The sequence below is a fragment of the Bradyrhizobium sp. WBAH42 genome (genome assembly GCF_024585265.1).
In the GTDB taxonomy this organism is placed as follows: Bacteria; Pseudomonadota; Alphaproteobacteria; order Rhizobiales; family Xanthobacteraceae; genus Bradyrhizobium.
This window is the reverse complement of sequence record NZ_CP036533.1, coordinates 6929760-6945037: the sequence shown is the minus strand read 5'-3', so window position 1 is coordinate 6945037 and position 15278 is coordinate 6929760. Positions and strand designations below refer to the sequence as shown.

14 protein-coding genes and 1 pseudogene are annotated in these 15278 nt (G+C 57.8%); 13 read left to right on the top strand and 2 right to left on the bottom strand.

Annotated elements, in window-relative coordinates; genetic code table 11:
- The first annotated feature begins 162 nt into the window (after positions 1-162).
- From nifB to DCG74_RS32810, 6 genes are all read left to right on the top strand, one after another.
- Entirely contained in the window at positions 163-1722 is a 1560-nt protein-coding gene (gene nifB / locus DCG74_RS32840) for a nitrogenase cofactor biosynthesis protein NifB (protein ID WP_172787734.1), read from the top strand.
- A gap of 10 nt (positions 1723-1732) precedes the next feature.
- Positions 1733-1957: a 4Fe-4S binding protein gene (locus tag DCG74_RS32835; protein ID WP_172787733.1), complete on the top strand. Its 225-nt coding sequence runs from the start codon at positions 1733-1735 to the stop codon at positions 1955-1957.
- Positions 1958-2278: 321 nt separating this feature from the next.
- Entirely contained in the window at positions 2279-2593 is a 315-nt protein-coding gene (locus tag DCG74_RS32830) for a nitrogen fixation protein NifZ (protein ID WP_172787732.1), read from the top strand.
- Entirely contained in the window at positions 2590-2829 is a 240-nt protein-coding gene (locus DCG74_RS32825; RefSeq protein ID WP_172787731.1) for a nitrogen fixation protein NifZ, read from the top strand. The genes DCG74_RS32830 and DCG74_RS32825 overlap by 4 nt, the downstream gene beginning before the upstream one ends.
- A 14-nt stretch (positions 2830-2843) precedes the next feature.
- Positions 2844-3203: a DUF3024 domain-containing protein gene (locus DCG74_RS32820; protein ID WP_172787730.1), complete on the top strand. Its 360-nt coding sequence runs from the start codon at positions 2844-2846 to the stop codon at positions 3201-3203.
- Positions 3204-4499: 1296 nt separating this feature from the next.
- Positions 4500-4847: a ferredoxin gene (locus DCG74_RS32810; RefSeq protein ID WP_172787729.1), complete on the top strand. Its 348-nt coding sequence runs from the start codon at positions 4500-4502 to the stop codon at positions 4845-4847.
- 420 nt (positions 4848-5267) lie between these two features.
- On the opposite strand, the pseudogene DCG74_RS32805 reads toward DCG74_RS32810, so the two are convergent.
- Both DCG74_RS32805 and DCG74_RS32800 read right to left on the bottom strand, forming a co-directional pair.
- A pseudogene (locus DCG74_RS32805) lies at positions 5268-5998 on the bottom strand (OmpW family protein).
- 448 nt (positions 5999-6446) lie between these two features.
- Entirely contained in the window at positions 6447-7199 is a 753-nt protein-coding gene (locus DCG74_RS32800) for an ArsC/Spx/MgsR family protein (protein WP_337993360.1), read from the bottom strand.
- Positions 7200-7432: 233 nt separating this feature from the next.
- Here DCG74_RS32800 and nifH point away from each other — a divergent pair, with 233 nt between their 5' ends.
- The 7 genes from nifH (at position 7433) to DCG74_RS32765 (ending at position 15270) form a co-directional block, all read left to right on the top strand.
- Positions 7433-8317: a nitrogenase iron protein gene (nifH, locus tag DCG74_RS32795; protein WP_027571409.1), complete on the top strand. Its 885-nt coding sequence runs from the start codon at positions 7433-7435 to the stop codon at positions 8315-8317.
- Positions 8318-8330: 13 nt separating this feature from the next.
- Positions 8331-9119 carry a nitrogen fixation protein NifQ gene (locus DCG74_RS32790; protein WP_246708931.1) on the top strand — a complete coding sequence of 263 codons (789 nt, stop codon included), beginning with the start codon at positions 8331-8333 and terminating at the stop codon, positions 9117-9119.
- Between the two features lie 452 nt (positions 9120-9571).
- Positions 9572-10882, top strand: a complete 1311-nt coding sequence (gene nifV, locus DCG74_RS32785; protein WP_257187596.1) for a homocitrate synthase — start codon at positions 9572-9574, stop codon at positions 10880-10882.
- A 310-nt stretch (positions 10883-11192) separates the two neighbouring features.
- Complete coding sequence (nifW, locus tag DCG74_RS32780) at positions 11193-11534, top strand: nitrogenase stabilizing/protective protein NifW (RefSeq protein ID WP_172787728.1); 342 nt, start codon at positions 11193-11195, stop codon at positions 11532-11534.
- Positions 11535-12506: 972 nt separating this feature from the next.
- Positions 12507-13616, top strand: a complete 1110-nt coding sequence (locus tag DCG74_RS32775) for an electron transfer flavoprotein subunit alpha/FixB family protein (RefSeq protein WP_172787727.1) — start codon at positions 12507-12509, stop codon at positions 13614-13616.
- A gap of 11 nt (positions 13617-13627) precedes the next feature.
- Positions 13628-14935: an FAD-dependent oxidoreductase gene (locus tag DCG74_RS32770; protein WP_172787726.1), complete on the top strand. Its 1308-nt coding sequence runs from the start codon at positions 13628-13630 to the stop codon at positions 14933-14935.
- 38 nt (positions 14936-14973) lie between these two features.
- Entirely contained in the window at positions 14974-15270 is a 297-nt protein-coding gene (locus DCG74_RS32765; protein ID WP_172787725.1) for a ferredoxin family protein, read from the top strand.
- Positions 15271-15278: the final 8 nt, after the last annotated feature.

Genomic DNA, 15278 nt, shown 5'->3' with positions numbered 1-15278 from the left:
CATGGCTGTTGTTGCATGCGCCGGTGCTAACGTAGCACTAACTCGATGGCCTGCTGCTGCGATTGCATCATTCTGGCCATGGCATGCAAGTTGCTACCTAGCTTTATGAGGCTCGCTCACGGATGGTCCTGGGAGAGCGACGATGTCTCCAGGGAAAAGCGAATGAACGCGGTCGTCGGACGCGGAACATATGTCAAAGCTGCAGTAAATCACGGCAAGATTATGCAGCCCACCACCGATCATAAGGGCAGCTGCGCTTCGGCCAAGACCGGGCAGGCGAGCTGCGGCTCGAAGGCCGGCCAAGGCGATCTGCCAACCGAAATCTGGGAAAAGATTAAAGACCATCCCTGCTATAGCGTAGACGCGCACCATCATTACGCTCGCATGCATGTCGCGGTCGCGCCTGCCTGCAACATCCAGTGCAATTACTGCAACCGAAAATACGACTGCGCCAATGAATCGCGTCCGGGCGTGGTGAGCGAGAAGCTCACCCCTGAGCAGGCGGTCAGAAAAGTGCTCGCGGTCGCGACCACCATCCCTCAGATGACAGTGCTTGGCATCGCTGGACCGGGCGATGCTCTGGCCAATCCAGCAAAGACGTTCAAAACGTTCGAGCTGGTCTCCAAGGCGGCTCCCGACATCAAGCTTTGTCTGTCAACCAACGGACTCGCACTGCCGGACTATGTTGATACCATCGTCAGGTCCAAGGTCGACCACGTCACCATCACCATAAACATGGTTGATCCCGAAATCGGAGCCAAGATTTACCCGTGGATCTTCTTCAACCACAAGCGATACACGGGCATTGAGGCGGCAAAGATACTCACTGATCGCCAGCTGCAAGGCCTCGAGATGCTTAGCGAACGGGGTATTTTGTGCAAGATAAACTCGGTGATGATTCCCAACATCAATGATGACCACTTGGTCGAGGTCAACAAGGCGGTCACGTCGCGCGGTGCCTTCCTTCACAATATCATGCCGCTGATCTCCGCACCCGAGCATGGCACAGCATTTGGCCTCAGCGGTCAGCGCGGCCCGACCGCGCAAGAACTGAAAGCGCTGCAAGATGCTTGTGAAGGGCGGATAAACATGATGCGGCATTGTCGCCAGTGCCGCGCCGACGCGGTTGGTCTACTCGGGGACGATCGAGGCCCAGAGTTCACCACTGATCAGGTGATGAAAATGGACGTCCAGTATGACTTAGAGATGCGCAAGGCTTATCAGCAAAGAGTAGAGAATGAGCGCGTCGCCAAAGCCGAGGCGTGCCAAAAGGAGCTTGAGAAGCTTTCCGGAGAGATCAGCGCGATCACTCTTCTGGTGGCGGTTGCAACCAAGGGCTCTGGGTTGATCAACGAGCACTTTGGGCACGCAAAAGAATTTCAAATGTACGAGCTCTCTACATCAGGCGCCAAATTCGTTGGCCGACGCCGTGTGGAGGTTTACTGCCAGGGCGGTTATGGCGAGGAAGATAGACTTTCCACCATCGTGCGCGGCATCCGTGACTGCCATGCGGTCTTCGTGGCCAAGATCGGCGGCGGCCCGAAAAGCAATTTGATCAAGGCGGGCATCGAGCCGGTCGATCAATTCGCCTATGAGTTCATTGAGAAGTCGGCGATCACTTGGTTTAGGTCATATCTCGACAAGGTGAGGCGTGGGGAAGTCCAGCATGTAGAGCGCGGCGACGCCGCGATTCCGCTAGGAGCTCGGATCTCTGCGGCGTAAGGGGGAATATGTGCCGTTCAAAATCATCGCCTCGCAGTGCACGGGCTGCTCAGCCTGCGAACCCTTATGCCCGAACGTTGCTATATCGGAGAAGGAGGGGAACTTTGTCATTGAAGCGGCGAAATGCACCGAATGCGTTGGCCATTTTGACGAGCCGCAATGTGCAGCCGCCTGTCCGGTCGACAATACCTGCGTGGTTGACAGGTCCTCGCCTCGGTATCAAGCGCCAGAGTAAAGCGTGAGGTCTCATGAGCGGCAAGGTAAGACCTGGTGCTGAATCCGTCGCCCTCGTCGCAGGCGCCGGGTTCGCGCCCTTCGGGACGGCAACCGCTCTGCATTGTCCTGCGGTGGTGCTACTGGGTCGGCAGCACGGCCTGGCGGCATCTCAGCGGTGCGAGGGCGCTTCGTGGTACGAGAGCGCCCTCCGAGGCAGCCCTCCCATCGTCGATGCGATTGACGATCCGGCGGGTGGGCACGAAATGATGCAGAGTGTTGCCCGCGTAGGCTAGGCGGCTTCTCTGCATCTGAAGAGGGAGCGGCGCATGAGGAGGGGTATATGAGCAGCATTGTTCGTGACAGCGACATCGTCGAGCTCAGCGACCCACCCGCCTTCAGCTTTGGCCAAAAGCTCCGAGCCAATCGCGCCATCCGAAACGATGGCACCTATCCCGGCAAGGAGATTGGTGACGTCTTAGTCAAGAAGGGGGAGGTGGGTTACGTCGTCTCGATCGGCACTTTCTTGCAGCAATTCTACATCTACGGTGTGGCATTTCTGGACAGCGGCCACCGGGTTGGCATGAAACGCAAGGAACTAGAGCCGGTGGAAACCTGCGAGGAGATCGATGATCTGCCGTTGCCGGAGGAGTCATGACTCAGCAAGCCGTTCCGAAATATCGACGGGGCCAGCGAGTCAAAGCCGCAGTCGACCTCACCAACGATAGCTCATTTCCGAACGCGGAGCCCGAGGGAGTGTTGCTCACTGCCGGAGCGACCGGCGAAATCATCAAGGTCGCTATCCACACCGAAGCGAACGTGCCGGTCTATATTGTCGATTTTGGTGAGGCGCTGCTGATCGGCTGTCTTGAAGAAGAAATAGCAGTGCTTTGAAGGAGGCTTTCGCCATGAATGCCGCGCTGATGAGGAAAGCAAAAACGGGGTTGCTGCCTCACCCAAACGAGCTCGATCGCAAACGAATTGAGCGCGGCTTGAGCGCGCGCAAGCGCTATCTTTACGTCTCGCCGAAAGTTGGGCCGGTGAGAGGGGGCTACCTCGTCGAGAGCCCTTGTTGCTCGCGCAACATCGACACGGATGGCGCTCTCATCGATGTCGCCCTAATTCTTTATGATACCGTGAGCGGGATCTGGAAGCTTTTTCGCAAGAATCATGCCCAGGGAGTCTGGGAATGTTACAGCCTTTACCTCCGTTTGCCTTCTGCAATCGACGAATTGAACGCGGATCCTGAGCGCCTGTTCTGGCAATAAGGGGCCAGCCTTTTAGTTGAAAAGAAGCCACGATGGCGCTCACTGCGAAAGAATTGATCGAAATCGAACGACCAGCTTGCTGCGGATGGCGCTGGCTTGAGCCCGGTGCCAGTTGCAGATTTATTGGGCCGCTGCGATGCGTCAGGGGATCAAATCAGCCGTTCCGACAATTTCATTGTCTCGATCTTCATATGCTCGATCGATCGGATCGCAGATTACGGCCGACCCAAAGCGACCGACTAGCGTACAGTTGGCGCGAAAGGAACGTTGTGCGGTGAGCACTGAATTTGCGAAGTGTCAGCTGGATGAGCGCACACCTGTTATCGCAAGAGATGAGCAGGCGGGGATACGTGCTTTATACATCGTGACCCGCGCTGGAATGCCACCGGCGGCATGTACTCGTTCAGGAAAGGGGGAAGAAAAATGTTCCAGGCGAGGGCGGAGAAGGCCTGCTCAATCATAACCAGTATCGGCGTCAAAGGCTCGCCTTGAGGCCTGCGCCGAGTGCCCCAGGGCAAGCACGCTATCATCGAGATCGTTGGTCTCTTCGGCCCGTGATCGTGAGTGTTACCAAATAGGGATCGTATGAACTCGCAAGAAATCGTCATCCACGTCCGCTTCGCCCCGAACGGGAGGGTGATACAAATCAGCGAGCGTCCGGCCAGGCTTACGCCCGACCAATGGTTTGATGTCCTCAACACCCGGGCCAGCTCGGCTTATCGGCCGCTCACTCGTGGCCGCGGGGTTTTTCGGCTGAGTCGGACTGCGGTCGATGTCTTCAGGCAGGAAACTGCGAGGCCGAGATGAGCGAACAGCAAACCGGCGGGACCTGATGAGCGAATAGGTCAGAGGGTTTGGGGGTCTTTCCGGCCGATGCCATTGACCTGAAAGAAGCCGTGGGGCTGTTAGCCGGTTGGGGACCGCTGATAGAAGCGAGAAGACGACGACAGATCGCTTACTTCGGCAATACTTGCGAGGCGCGCTGCCCTAAGCAAAGGATCGTTGCAGAAGTGAACGTTGCACACTGATGTGATACTTAGTTGACTTGGATCGAGAATAAGCGACGGGTGGATAAACAGATCGACATGACAGGAGCGAGCTTGAAATTGATCAATAGGCGGCGCCGGTACGCGCAGGTCCTATCGCGCTTCTTTGGCGACGACAACCACTATGGCGCTGGCTCATCGCGCCTGTTCCGCAAGCGCGACTGGGAATTATGGTACGTTCAATCGCAAGAGACTACTGGGCATTACGTGCTCGCACCCCGTTTCTTCAGCATCAACAGAGGATAGGCGCATGAACTCAGAAGAAGAAATGGAGCTTCCGCAGCTGTATCGGCATCATGTCTTTGCCTGCAACACGCAGCGTCCATCAGGACATCCGCATGGCAGTTGCGGCGCCTCAGGCGCGCAAACCCTGTGGGATCGAATGGGCAAGGCGATCGAAGCGCAAGGCCTCAACGATATCGGTTTCACGATGGCGGGCTGCCTTGGGTTTTGTAGCTCTGGTCCCTTGCTGGTAGTCTATCCCGGCGGAATCTGGTACCGCGTGACCACGCCTGAGGACGTTGACGAGATCGTCAAATCCCATCTCAAGCAGGGCAAACGGGTCGACCGCCTTGTGATGGTGCTCAAGCGAAGTTAGAGGCGTCCTGGCGACCACTTGACCGGACCCGCAAGCATGGACGGCGTGCTCGTCCAGGAGCTGCTCGGCCGCTCGGAGCTCGGATCGTCTGAGGTTGACCATCCAACCCGAGGTCATTGACATGTGCGCGGCGCATCCCCTCTTCTGAGGCCAAATAGGCAAAGTTTGTCCTTTGCAACGCGCGCCCACGCAGTAATGGAATTATAACGCGCCCATCTGTTCGTATCGTCACTTACGTGCCGCCCGATTCGTAGCTCACAGCGAGAGCAATGCTGGTAATGATTGTCTACCTCTGGCCAGCTGACGCGGCGATGACGTGTCAGCTAGCTTCCCACTGCACACGGTGAGGGTAGGAGACGCGCTTGACGCGCTCGTAGCGTCCGAGTCGATAACGGAGTCTCCTTGACGCTGTTCTCGCCCTCAGAACCTGTAAGCGACGCCGCCGCTGACGAGCCATGGGTCGATATTGGCGCGCCCGGTGACGGCAACCGCATCGTTTACGGTCGCGGAGTACTCCGGCCGCAGCAACAGCTTCTTCACGTCAAGGTTGAGGCCCCAGTGACGGTCAAGCATATAATCGAAGCCGAATTGGACCGCCGCGCCGAATTGGTTTCTGATGTGTAGATCCGTGACGTAAGACCGCCGAACGACAAATTGGCTGCCGATTGGTTGAAGAATGCAGTGTAGTTGATGCCCGCGCCGATATACGGCTTTATCGGGCCGAAATCGGTGAAGTGATACTGAAGGGTTAGTGTTGGCGGCAATAGCCAGGCGGTGCCGATATCGAGCCCCGTGAGTGCGCCATTGCCGCTGATGTGATGGCGAGTCGCGCCGAGAATAAGTTCAGCGGCTACGTTTTCTGTGAAGAAGTAGGTGATATCGAGCTCTGGTATGGCTCGCTCGCTGAGCGAAAGCCCTGAACTCGGTGACGACAGCGATGGCGTTCCAGCAACGTTGACTGAGCTACCTGCGGTATCCGGAAGAACGCCGAGCACGCGCAGGCGGATCATCCAGGGACTGGAGGCCACAGTTGGAGGCGCTTTATAGTAGACCGGTGCCGGGCCCAGATCCGCACCTTGGACCGAATTGCTAGCCAACGAGCTCGCAAGCGCGAGGACCGATGCCCTCGTCAGAACTGCTAGTACTCTCATCTAAGTCTCCATTCCAAAACTCGCGCGAGCAGCCGCGCGAGATCTCTGTCACACATGATGAACGTAGTAGTATTTGATACCGATCAAAAACAAAGCGACCGTTAGCACAATTGTCCCGCTAAGTTGCTAGGATCACGGCCACGAAACATGTTCTGTTTTGATCGTAATAATCCAGTAGTCAGTTTGAACGGATCCTTTGACGAATCTGCTTCGCGGCGTTAGGCCGCGGAGGTCGCGCGTGATAAAGGTTACAGAATGCGGCTACGTCTCTCACACGTTACAAAGCGGCGAGCGCGGCACTCAGTGCAATACCGGCGATGCCGCGCTACGAGCAATCACTCGCGCGCCGTCTTGGCGGAGGTTCCCGCGGTTACTTCGCGTGAAGCAAGCCCGAAGTGAAAAACCACTTGTTGCCTTTCTTGTTCGCTGGCAGGGACGCTCAGCGCCTTCACGCCTGCCGGCAGGGCGTGCAGTGTCCTTCGTGCAAGCATACCTCGAGATCATCTTGCGTCTTGCCGCCAATCAGCGACAGCGCTGGCTCACGATCGCGTCCGGCACTTCGTGCCCCGTCTATGTCGATCAGCGGTCGTCGTATCAGGAGCGGATCCCCTACCATCAATGCGAGTGCGCTTGCCGCGTCGAGAGCATCGGGATTGACTTCGCCTGACTTGATACGGGGCGCGGCTCGGTTGAACCAGGAGTTAACGGGCATATTGCGAAAGAAGCCGCGCAGTTCGTCCGCATGCCATGGCTGCTTCAAGATGTCTTTCACGACCACGTCATGGCCGGCGGTCTTGAGCGCTTGAATCTGGCGCGCGCTATTTGCGCAGCCGGGTTTCTGATAGACGATGATTGTCGCCATGGCCGACCTATGTAGGGGTGCTGAGCTGACCAAGTGGCAGGCCGCTGCGGCTACCCGCGAGCCCATTTGAAGTTCTTCGGTCAACCCCGCTATCTGCGCACCAAGCGCCATTCCGCATTTGCAACACTCGCCGCTGGTTCGCCAGGTTTCGAGCCATCCGGCATATTCATTCTCCCGAAATCGCTCGGGTTGCGAGAGGAACAGCAAGCTCCGTTCCACAATTGGAGAGATCGGAATAGATCCCGTGATGCCGGCTTTTGTCGTTGATGTTTGTGGTTGTTTGTTTGTTTTCCGACAGGCCGCGCAGAACCCGTCACATCCGCAACAGCCAACGATCACGCGCCGGCTGGTTGGATTGTTTCTGTGTAATCAGAAGTTTAATGTGAGTTCAGGCGCTGGCACGGCTGTTGCTAATGAGCTGCAGCAACACTGAGTGAGGGCTGAGTGCACGCCGACGCCCAAGGCGAGCGATGCGCTCCTTCCCTTGAACCCGTGTGCCCCCGCTTCTGTGAGAGAACCAAGCTCGCACAAGAAGCGCGCAACGTTTGGCAAATCGGTTGATGGAGAGCAACATGTCTTCACTGAGACAAATCGCGTTCTACGGCAAAGGCGGAATCGGCAAGTCCACCACTTCGCAGAACACGCTGGCGGCGTTAGCCGAGATGGGTCAGAAAATCCTGATTGTAGGATGCGATCCGAAGGCGGACTCGACCCGCCTGATTCTGCACGCCAAGGCGCAGGACACGATTTTGAGCCTTGCCGCGAGCGCCGGCAGCGTGGAGGACCTAGAACTGGAAGACGTCATGAAGGTCGGCTACAAGGACATTCGTTGCGTGGAGTCCGGTGGTCCTGAGCCAGGTGTCGGCTGTGCCGGCCGCGGTGTCATCACCTCGATCAATTTTCTGGAAGAGAACGGCGCTTACGAGAACATCGACTATGTCTCGTACGACGTGCTTGGCGACGTTGTTTGCGGCGGCTTTGCGATGCCAATCCGCGAGAATAAGGCGCAGGAAATCTACATCGTGATGTCCGGTGAAATGATGGCGATGTATGCCGCGAACAACATCTCCAAGGGCATCCTAAAATACGCGAACTCTGGCGGCGTGCGGCTGGGCGGTCTGATCTGCAACGAGCGGCAGACTGACAAGGAGCTGGAGCTAGCGGAAGCGTTAGCCAAGAAGCTAGGCACTCAGCTGATCTACTTCGTGCCGCGCGACAACGTGGTGCAGCATGCAGAATTGCGCAGGATGACGGTTCTCGAATATGCACCCGATTCCAAGCAGGCTGATCACTATCGCAATCTTGCAACCAAGGTTCACAATAATGGCGGCAAGGGCATCATCCCCACCCCGATCTCCATGGACGAGCTCGAGGACATGCTGATGGAGCACGGCATTATGAAGCCGGTGGACGAATCCATCATCGGCAAGACCGCCGCCGAACTCGCGGCCTCGTAAAGGCGCGCGACGGATGCCGGTCTCCTCGACGCCCATCCCGGGAGGCCGGCATTCTGACGAGCGAACCCTGATCAAAACCAGGTTGCGGCGCGCAAACCTGACCATTTTGGAGACCCGCAAAATTATGTCTGACGCGCACTTGCTTCCGTCGCTGGCTGCTTGTGCCGTTGATATCAACAGCCAGATGCATAGGGGAATTGCAACCTACCGCATGCTCACCGGTGTGCATCCTGCAGATGCCGATATTACCATTGACAGCAAATTCGATCGCCATGTCGTGGCGTCTATCCTGGCGGCTGCCACAATGGATGATGGCTCCCTTCCCGAGAAGGCTGGCCTGTCCGGCCTTGAACTGGTGGCCTTGCTGGAGCAGTACTTTCCCACGCTTGAGATCAAGCTCGCGAAGCAGCTTTCGGCTTTCAACTGCGAAGAGGACGACGAGATCGCAATGCTGCGCGATCTCTTGCTCAAGCAACGATCGACGGAAGGGGATATCGGCCGCTGGCTGGCTTCGATGATCGCGCGCCGCGCGATAGAGCCGGACCATCTGTGGGAAGCTCTCGGCTTGCGCGATCGTGGCGAACTCTCTCGGCTGCTGAGCCGTCATTTCGCGCCGCTCGCCGCGCGCAATTTCAACAATATGCGCTGGAAGCGCTTCTTCTACCGCATGATTTGTGAGAATGAAGGTCTCGTGATGTGCACAACACCCGTGTGCAATCAATGTAACGACTTCAACATCTGCTTCGGTGAAGAAAGCGGTGAGAGCCGGATGGCCGTGCGCCGGCGCGATTTTCTGTTGTAGGCGGCTCGGCCGGTGGTTGCCGGCGACTGGCCATCTGAACTGCCGCAAAGGTCCGCTATCGCCCAGTCATCCGAGAAAGCCTCGCCGGATTTGGTAAGCCGCGCGGGACGTTGAGCGCGCGGCTGGCGCCGGTTCCATGTGAGCGAGTGAACATGTGTTCAAGGCCGCGGCGGCCCCCAAGTCTCGGCGACAATTCTCACATCCTGGCGAGCCGCAATTGCTAACGTTCGAACTCGAAGTAACAACAGGCAAGGCGTCCGCTTCATGACCTGTCGCATTTGCGACAATTCATTTGCTCAAGAAGGTCGAGGGCGGAAGCGGTAGGGTCATCAATGGGTTGGCCGGTACGGCAGGCCGGCATGCTGTTTGCTGAATCGTAGGTAGGTCAAATAATAAGGAGCTCTCGCGTGAGCGCCGCCAGCACCGCCGCCAAATCGTTTCGGCCCGACCAGGTGCGCGCCAAGCCGACCGTGCTCAACGACACGACATTGCGCGACGGCGAGCAGGCACCTGGCGTTGCGTTCACCACAGAGGAAAAGCTGGCTATCGCGCAGGCGCTGACGCGGGCCGGAATCACGGAGATCGAGGCGGGAACCCCGGCTATGGGCAACGAGGAGATCGCCGCCATCCGCGCCACTGTCGAAGCAGATCTTCCGGTGACCACCATAGGCTGGTGCCGGATGCGGGAATCTGATGTCGACGCGGCGATCGAAGCAAAGGTGTCCATGATCAATATGTCGATCCCGACCTCCGATGTCCAGATTGCGGCCAAGCTAGGTGGTCATCGCGACCTGGCGCTAGAACGGGTGAAGCGATTGGTAGGCTATGCCCGTGAGCGCGGACTTGAGGTCGCCGTCGGTGGTGAGGACTCCTCCCGCGCCGAGATCGATTTTCTCATCAGACTGATGGCGACTGCAAAAGCCGCGGGCGCGCACCGCTTTCGTATTGCAGATACGCTCAGTGTGCTCGATCCCGACGCAACCTACGCGCTGGTCGGAAATTTGCGTGCGACTACCGATCTCGAACTTGAATTTCACGATCACGATGATCTAGGACTCGCAACCGCGAACACGCTCTCCGCTATCAGGGCTGGCGCGAGCCACGCCTCAGTGACCGTCATCGGGCTGGGCGAGCGGGCCGGAAATGCACCGCTCGAGGAAATTGCGGTCGCACTCAAGCAGCTCTACGGGCGCGAGACCGGCATCATTCTCCCGGAGCTCGAGAACGTCGCCACGGTGGTAGCATCCGCGGCCGCACGTGCGATTCCTATGAACAAGGCGACCGTCGGACAACATGTATTTACGCACGAATCCGGCATTCATGTCGCTGGCCGTTTGAAGGATCAACGCACTTATCAATCGCTTGATCCCGTTTTGCTTGGCAGGTGCAACCGCTTTGTGTTCGGCAAGCATTCCGGACTTGCGGCGATCACCGCGTTACTCAATGAATTGCAGCTCGTCGCCAGCGACGATCAAGCCAGGCAGATCCTGTCGCAAGTCCGCAAATATGCCATCGAGCACAAGCTGCCGGTCGAGCGCGAAACCGTGGCGGCGATCTGGCGCGACGTGTGCGGGTGCTGGCAACCCACCCCGCGTGAAGAGCCGTGTCCAGCAACGTTTGCGTCGACCCTTCAAACCGACGCGCCGCAAGGACAGTGTCCGATGTCGCTGATGACGCGATCGGAGGCCAGCTTTGGCACGTCAGATCCCCTGGCACGATCTCACCTCCAGATCTTACTTCCCGTTCCGCCATGCATGCCGTGATCTCCTACGCAATGACCAGACACCCCCGGTCTGCCAATCGGCATCTTTTCGCGCGGCTAATTTCTGGTCCGACGACCGTCCGGACGAGCGTCAACCTAGATCGTGGTTTGGTCATTGATTCCGGATGTTCATCGCGACTGGCTTCGTCACCGGCGGACCTGCCGATCTGGGCAGCGAAGTTGAGAGCACCCGCTTTCCGGAGTCAGGCCGTGGCGATGCGCACCAGCTGTGCGAGGCAGGACGGCAGCAGTCAAGAGGCGCCACCCCATCTCATTGACTGTCCAGAGCAAATCCGAAGGAGAAAGTTTCGATGATCAGCTCATCCATGCCAGCCGGTATCCTGGATCGGCTCAGCAAGGCCTCGTCGGCAGAGGAGATTTTCTCGCTGCTCGGCGTCGATTACGACCCCAAAATCGTGAATGTCGCCCGCCTTCACATCTTAAAACGCATGGGACAATATTTTGCTGAAGAGCAATTTACTGGCGCCGAAGAGCCGGAAATCAGAGCTAGGTGCAAGGCGATACTGGAGCAAGCCTATGCAGATTTCGTGACATCGTCACCGATCGATCAGCGAGTGTTCAAGGTTTTGAAGGATGCCGTCGCAGACCCTAAGAAGGCCGCGGCCTTTGTCCCGTTGAGCGAGTTGGAGTGACGCTGTAAGCGAATTGCGACCGACCGGCGCCGAGGCGATCCGATATGGGGCCTTCTCTTTCGTGCTCAACTATCTGAAGCAATGACCGGAGCGGCGGTTGTCGTATTCCCGACCCATATCTGGACTGCTCGCGTCAAGGGCATCAGCCGTTCGTTTGAATTGTGTCGCAGGGCATTACTTTCGACTGGCTTTCAATGGTCTTTGCAACTGGTACGACACTTGCTGTTGTCCTGCCATCGGTGCCGACAGATGGCAGTCGACCGCATGAGTTTGAAGGAGGACCTATGATGCTGCTTTTACGACATGCTGAGATCTGCGCTACCATTCCGAGGCCCATAATCGCGTTAGCTTCCTTGGATACGGGTTTTGACGCGATCAGAGCTCTGCAGCGTAGGTCAGATGCTGGTCAATGGTAAGTCGTCGCTTTGCGTTACTCCTGCAGTCGGTATGCATAACAACATCTGCATCAAAGCGGTCCCCGATCCCGCTCAGATCGGTGCCCATCTCTTGGCGGATGGGAACTGTGCCACGAACAGCGCCAGCTTCGGCCCATACGGAATGCTTTCGTTTGAGGGGCGGGATGGATTGCGTGACAGAAGTGTTGCCAGGATCGCCCTCGTTTTCGCCGCCAATCTGGAGTCGTTGGGCCGAACTGGGTCGCAGGTACTGCGCAGCGTACGAACTCGCCCACTCAGGTATCGAAGCTATCGGTTAGAATCACCATGGCGCCTTGCCGAGCCGCGGTGGCGCTCGTCGAACCCGGCGAGTAACGGTTCGGTTTGGCAGAGCCCTCCAAAATCAGTCGGACGGGTGCTTCTTTTGCGACGACGTGTATTGTTGTCCGGCCGGTCCAAGCGCGCAGGCGGGGCAGAGCAGCCAGCCACTTGCTAACCGAAAGTGATCTTCAGTTGACGAAGCGAACAAGCAACCCGTGGCGCCGGCGCCCCTATCGTTGAGGAGGAATTTGAAAGTATGAGCAACGTCAGCAGAACGGCCATGCCAGCGGCCGCCGGCCGCGCAGCAGCCAAAAAAGAGCTGCCGGAGCGCTTTAAGTCGTACAAGCACGTCTGGGTCTTCGTCGAGCTTGAGCGTGGTCAAGTGCATCCCGTTTCCTGGGAGCTTATGGGTGCAGGGCGCGGCCTTGCCGACAGGCTAAAAGTGAATCTTGCCGCTGTGGTTATCGGTCCGGAAGGGCAGCACACACGTAACGCCGCGCTTGAAGCCTTTTGCTATGGCGCCGATCTGGCCTATCTCGTGAGCGACAATGTTTTATCGGATTACCGTAACGAATCCTACACCAAGGCGCTAACCGAACTCGTCAACACCTACAAGCCCGAGATCCTGCTGTTGGGTGCGACGACGCTCGGTCGCGATCTGGCAGGTTCCGTGGCGACGACCTTGTCGACGGGGCTCACTGCCGACTGCACCGCGCTGCACGTGGACGCCGATGGGTCGCTTGCGGCGACGCGTCCGACCTTTGGTGGCTCACTGCTCTGCACGATCTACACCCTGAATTATCGTCCGCAGATGGCCACCGTCCGCCCGCGGGTCATGCCGATGCCTGAGCGTGTCGACCGCGATGCCGCTCGTATCGTTGTTCATCCGCTCGGCCTTTTCGAAGAGGATATTGTCACAAAAGTATTGTCATTCCTGCCCGACCGCGATGCACAAACGTCCAATCTGGCCTATGCCGATGTCGTGGTTGCGGGCGGCCTAGGACTAGGATCGCCTGAGAACTTCCGGTTGGTGCGCGAGCTCGCAACCCTGCTTGGGGCTGAATATGGCTGCTCGCGTCCTCTCGTGCAAAAAGGGTGGGTTACGTCTGACCGGCAAATCGGCCAGACAGGCAAAACCATCCGGCCGAAGCTCTATATTGCCGCCGGCATTTCCGGTGCGATCCAGCACCGGGTTGGTGTCGAGGGCGCGGATCTGATCGTCGCCGTCAATACTGACAAGAACGCTCCGATCTTCGACTTCGCCCATCTCGCGATCGTCAGTGATGCCATTCAATTGCTACCGACGCTGACGGCTGCATTCCGCGCGCGGCTTTTGCCAGAAGCGCGCGCCCGGATCGCGGTCTAGAGGAGATGAGCATGATTGAAGAGAAATTCGATGCGATCGTAGTCGGAGCCGGTATGGCCGGGAACGCGGCGGCATTGACGATGGCCAAGCAGGGCATGAAGGTGCTGCAGCTCGAGCGGGGCGAATATCCCGGATCGAAGAATGTGCAGGGCGCCATCCTATATGCCGACATGATGGAAAAGCTGATCCCCGAGTTTCGAGAGGAGGCGCCGCTCGAACGCCACCTGATCGAACAGCGGTTCTGGATGATGGACGACCGCTCCCATGTCGGCATGCACTACCGTTCGGAGGACTTCAACGAGGAGCGGCCGAACCGCTATACGATCATACGCGCTCAGTTTGACAAATGGTTTTCTTCCAAGGTGCGTGAAGCTGGTGCGATCGTGCTGTGCGAGACCACCGTCACCGAGCTCGTACGGGACGATCGTGAAAGGATCGTCGGTGTTCGTACAGATCGCAGAGACGGGGAAATACATGCCGACGTCGTCGTCCTGGCCGAAGGGGTCAATGGCCTGCTCGGCACGCGTGCAGGCCTACGCGCGCGCCCGACAGCCGAGAACGTTGCGCTCGCGGTTAAGGAAATGCATTTCCTGCCTCGCGAGACTATCGAGGCGCGATTCAATCTCAGGGGCGATGAAGGTGTTGTGATCGAGGCGGCCGGCACCATTTCTCGTGGCATGACCGGGATGGGTTTCATCTACGCCAATAAAGAGTGTATTTCGCTCGGCATCGGTTGTCTCGTCGGCGACTTCCAGCACACCGGCCAAACGCCGTACGGACTGCTCGATCAATTCAAGAGGCATCCCTCTGTGGCGCCCCTGATAGCAGGGTCCGAAGTCAAGGAATATTCGGCGCATCTCATTCCCGAAGGCGGTTACAAGTCAATCCCGCAGCTTTTTGGGGAAGGATGGGTCGTAGTGGGCGATGCGGCCCAGCTCAACAATGCCATTCATCGTGAGGGATCCAATCTCGCGATGACCTCCGGCCGTATCGCCGCGGAAGCGATAGGTCTGGTCAAATCACGCGGCGAACCGATGAGTGCAACAAATCTGTCAATTTACAAGAAGATGCTGGACGATTCGTTCGTCATCAAAGATCTGAGGAAGTACAAGGATTTGCCGCCCCTAATGCATACTCACTCCCAGAACTTCTTTCTCACCTATCCGCAGCTCATCTCCAAGGCGATGCAGAACTTTGTGCGCGTCGATGGTACGCCCAAGGCTGAAAAGGAGAAAGCGAGCCTGAAATCCTTTGTCAAGGCGCGGTCATGGTCAGGTCTGTTCGGCGATGCTTGTCGTCTTGCGCGGGCCTGGCGCTGACCGCAACAGTGTGAAGTCCAACAATGGAAGGCCAAAGCATGAGTTCCGAACCCGCGGTGCGCGTCGAAGACAAGCTGTATTACAACCGCTATCTTGTCGACGTCGGAAACCCTCACGTCAAGGTCCGTGCGCACACAACGCCATCGCCGCAGCTACTTGCACTTTTGAAAGTCTGCCCCGCGCGGTGCTACGAACTCACCGACAGCGGCCAAGTCGAGGTAGCGGTTGACGGCTGCATCGAGTGCGGTACCTGTCGGGTTATCGCTGAGCCGACCGGCGACATCCAATGGAGCCATCCGCGCGGCGGGTATGGTGTGCTGTTCAAGTTTGGGTGATTGTGAAC

Coding starts and splice junctions, on each gene's coding strand:
- nifB (WP_172787734.1), top strand. CDS start 163: ATGAACGCGGTCGTCGGACGCGGAACATATGTCAAAGCTGCAGTAAAT.
- DCG74_RS32830 (WP_172787732.1), top strand. CDS start 2,279: ATGAGCAGCATTGTTCGTGACAGCGACATCGTCGAGCTCAGCGACCCA.
- DCG74_RS32825 (WP_172787731.1), top strand. CDS start 2,590: ATGACTCAGCAAGCCGTTCCGAAATATCGACGGGGCCAGCGAGTCAAA.
- DCG74_RS32820 (WP_172787730.1), top strand. CDS start 2,844: ATGAATGCCGCGCTGATGAGGAAAGCAAAAACGGGGTTGCTGCCTCAC.
- DCG74_RS32810 (WP_172787729.1), top strand. CDS start 4,500: ATGAACTCAGAAGAAGAAATGGAGCTTCCGCAGCTGTATCGGCATCAT.
- nifH (WP_027571409.1), top strand. CDS start 7,433: ATGTCTTCACTGAGACAAATCGCGTTCTACGGCAAAGGCGGAATCGGC.
- DCG74_RS32790 (WP_246708931.1), top strand. CDS start 8,331: ATGCCGGTCTCCTCGACGCCCATCCCGGGAGGCCGGCATTCTGACGAG.
- nifW (WP_172787728.1), top strand. CDS start 11,193: ATGATCAGCTCATCCATGCCAGCCGGTATCCTGGATCGGCTCAGCAAG.
- DCG74_RS32775 (WP_172787727.1), top strand. CDS start 12,507: ATGAGCAACGTCAGCAGAACGGCCATGCCAGCGGCCGCCGGCCGCGCA.
- DCG74_RS32770 (WP_172787726.1), top strand. CDS start 13,628: ATGATTGAAGAGAAATTCGATGCGATCGTAGTCGGAGCCGGTATGGCC.
- DCG74_RS32765 (WP_172787725.1), top strand. CDS start 14,974: ATGAGTTCCGAACCCGCGGTGCGCGTCGAAGACAAGCTGTATTACAAC.